This window comes from Desulfovibrio sp. 1214_IL3152 (assembly GCF_036763055.1).
In the GTDB taxonomy this organism is placed as follows: Bacteria; Desulfobacterota; Desulfovibrionia; order Desulfovibrionales; family Desulfovibrionaceae; genus Desulfovibrio.
The window spans coordinates 1-3,340 of the sequence record NZ_JBAIYW010000227.1 but is presented as its reverse complement, the minus strand read 5'-3'; the positions used below and the strand labels follow the sequence as shown (position 1 = coordinate 3,340).

The 3,340-nt window shown below is 53.7% G+C and carries 3 protein-coding genes and 1 pseudogene; 1 reads left to right on the top strand and 3 read right to left on the bottom strand.

Annotation, left to right across the window (positions count from 1 at the left end):
• Window positions 1-346 (bottom strand): annotated as a pseudogene (locus V6C07_RS04830) (hypothetical protein); the annotation flags it as partial.
• An 880-nt stretch (window positions 347-1,226) separates the two neighbouring features.
• Window positions 1,227-1,475: a helix-turn-helix domain-containing protein gene (locus V6C07_RS04825; RefSeq protein ID WP_333535235.1), complete on the bottom strand. Its 249-nt coding sequence runs from the start codon at window positions 1,473-1,475 to the stop codon at window positions 1,227-1,229.
• A 122-nt stretch (window positions 1,476-1,597) separates the two neighbouring features.
• On the opposite strand from V6C07_RS04825, the gene V6C07_RS04820 reads away from it, so the two are divergent.
• Complete coding sequence (locus V6C07_RS04820) at window positions 1,598-1,819, top strand: hypothetical protein (RefSeq protein WP_333535234.1); 222 nt, start codon at window positions 1,598-1,600, stop codon at window positions 1,817-1,819.
• Between the two features lie 314 nt (window positions 1,820-2,133).
• On the opposite strand, the gene V6C07_RS04815 is transcribed toward V6C07_RS04820, so the two are convergent.
• A partial coding sequence (locus V6C07_RS04815; protein ID WP_333535233.1) for an elongation factor G occupies window positions 2,134-3,340 on the bottom strand: 1,207 nt, incomplete at its 5' end.

Genomic DNA, 3,340 nt, shown 5'->3' with positions numbered 1-3,340 from the left:
TAAGGATGTCCAGAGGGAGGTCAGGGCGGCGTTGCCTGAGTTGCGAAGGGTGGGTCACGCGCCTGCATACCCAGTCCACGGCGTTCAGTATTTCTTTGGCCCGTATGCGCCCGTCGTTGTCGGCATCAAGAAGCGCCAGGGTCTGTGGGTCAAACTCAAGACCGCGCACTGGGCAGCTCATGGCCATCCACAGTTTTGGGTCCAGGCGGCTCAGGCCCGTCCACTCGGCGTCCCCGGTCAGCAGAGCCTGGTCAAGGCCCGCCATGCGGCGAAACGTGAATGACGGAATTCCAGACGCGGAGGCTTGCTCCGCGCCTGCGGAGAGAGGGGGGGTGCGTGTTGTCATCGGCGTATCCGTATATGGCAGAAAATCAGCTTTTCTGATTTATTGTGCGTGGTATGTGGCGCTGTGTCCCCTGTGTGAGGTTTCCGTGCGCGGCTCGCCCGCGGCGCGTTTTTACCGGATTGTGGGGTACAGCCTTATTGAGGATTGATACTATCAAAGAAGAGGCCCAAGGTCGAGGCCTGTTGCGTTATTGTGCTGCAATAGCCCGGAACAGATTGGATTTGTGTGTGTTATTCAGAAATGCAGTGCAAAGCATGTATGAAATAAAATACCGCGCCAAACATGGTGGCGCACTTGCCTGACTGGTGCGAATGTGGCGCCAGCGGCAGAAAAAATGGATGGCAACGATCAGGAAGAGTTAAATGTGTTTTTTGAGGCTTTACCGGCAGGAAGGAAAAACAATTTTTATGTCTGTATTAGAGAAGATTAACTTTGAGAATGTACATTCTCAAAGTTTAAGACACGCTCGCTTCGATGCTTAACCGCGCAAGTAAATAGCTCTGCTGTCTTCGCGGCAGTCGTTGGCGAGCCTGCGAGCCTTACGAATGGCGACAGCGATTGTGTGGAAACAGGCCGATCGTTACACATGCTGCCTGCAAGCGTAGTTTCCTGCGTTACGACTTCTGAAGCATCCGTAACTTCCTTTGTCGTAACGGCTGAAGCTGCGCTTGCATCTTTGCGGCGGGCGACTGCTCACGCAGCCGCCAGAGCAATTTCACTTTGAAATTGCTCTAGACAGTGTCGTCACGAGCGCCTTTCCCGGTATCTCTGCGTCGAACTTCGCCTTTTATTCCGGTCGAGTACCATAAGAGTACACTCCCTGCATAAAAGGCTCGTTCTCCTTGATATACCAAGGAAATTCATCTCGTGACGACACTGCCTAATGAGACAGGTTTTTTATTTCCTCTTCAATAAGGGCTACAAGTTCTGAGCCGCTCATGCGCACGGAGCGTGCAATAAGAATAAGCGCATTGAGAGAAGCTCCCCGTTCGCCGGTTTCCAGTTGCGCGATGTACACACGCGACAGTCCGGCAAAGTCGGCAAACTGCTCTTGCGACAGACCGCTGCGTGTGCGAAGGCTTCGCACGGTCTTGGCAATGGCTACATCCAGGCCCGGTAAGATTTGCATAGAGTATATGTAAAGCTTTTAAATTTAAATTCAGTATGCGATTGCATACAAATTTAGCGACTTGGCTTCTCGTATCACACTATAGTGCTATGTTTTGAAGGGCTGTTCCAGTTAGAGGAGACGTGTCTGCCAAGGGGATAAATATTTATAACATTTTCATTTTACATGCAAAGTTATTTTTTCTTAACAGGACGCATCTGCAAAAAATCCGGGACGCCTGCCTTGTGCGCCACGAGGCCGGCACTTCAGCAAATGCAGCAGCCGAATTGGCTGCTGCAATGTTTTTCAAAAAATTCATGCGCGGTAATATTTGCTGCAAAACTATTCTGAAAATTGAAAATTAAATATAACTGCCGAGATATGATTGTTTAATGAATAATATTTATGGACGGTTGCATGGACACTGAAAATATTTTTCCGTAATTATATTAAAAATATATGAATTTTAACTTACAGTGCAGTAAAGACAAAAATGCCGCCGCCCGCGCATTGTCACGTGCGGGCGGCGGCTGCAAACGGCAGGTTTGAACGGTCTGCCTGTGTTGGGCAAAGAACTTCCGGCAACCGGGTAAGGGCTGCCTGCTGAAAGATAGTGCGGCGCGCCCCCGGCAGACCCTGATCACTGAAACAGCGCGGCGGGACTCCGGGGCGGCTGCGCTTATTCGGCAGCTTTTGCGGCCTGGTATTCAGCCACGATTTTTTCCGTTACAGGCTGCGGGGCTTCTTCATAGTGGGCAAATTCCATGGTGAAAAATCCCTGGCCTCCGGTCATGGAACGCAGATCGGGAGCGTAACGCAGCACTTCGCTCATGGGAACGTGGGCCTTGATTTCAGTGCTGCCGCCCTGCGAGTCGGAACCGAGCACCTTGCCCCTGCGGGAGGAAAGGTCGCCGATCACATCACCCATGCTTTCGTCAGGAACAGAAACAGTCAGCAGCACGATGGGTTCCAGCAAGACCGGTTTGAGATTTTCCATAGCTTTTTTAAATGCCAGCGATCCTGCCACCTTGAAGGCCATTTCGGATGAGTCCACGGTGTGGTAGCTGCCGTCATAAACCTTGACGCGAAAGTCAACGACCTGGCATCCGGCCAGAAAGCCCCGCGCCGCCGCTTCCTGTACGCCCTTGTCAATGGCGGGAACGTACTGGCGGGGAATGACGCCGCCCACAATGGCATCTTCAAACTGATAGCCGGAACCGCGCGGCAGGCCTTCCATTTCTATCCAGCAGTCACCGAACTGTCCCCGGCCGCCGGACTGCTTTTTGTGTCTGCCCTGCACCTGGCACTTGCCGCGCACGGTTTCGCGGTAGGGAACCTTGGGGGTCTTGAGCACGATATCCACCTTGAAACGGCGTTTGGCCTTTTCCACGGAAAGCTCGATGTGCAACTGCCCCATGCCCGAGAGCAGAATGTCGCCGTTTTCCCCGTCCCGGCCGAGTTTGAGGGTGATGTCTTCTTCCAGCAGCCGCTGCATGGCCGCGTAAACTTTGTCTTCCTCCCCCTTTTCCTTGGGGGCCAGGGCGTAGGTGATGAGCTGCGGCGGCAGTTGCGGCATGGGCAGCACAAAGGGAGCTTTTTCATCGCAGAGAGTGTCGCCTGTGCGGGTGTTTTTGAGCTTTGCTACGGCCACAATGGCGCCGGGACCTATGGGTTCCTTGCAGGGAGTCTGGTTTTTGCCCGTGAGGAAAAGCAGGCTGCCCAGGCGTTCATTGTCCTCGCTGCGCATGTTCTTGAGGTTGACATCGCCGCTGATAGTGCCGGAAAGGATGCGCAGCAGGGAAAGCTGCCCGGCAAACGGGTCGGCCAGGGTCTTGAACACAAAGCAGGCCACCGGGCCGTCCGGGTCAGCGGCCCGGACAGCGCCG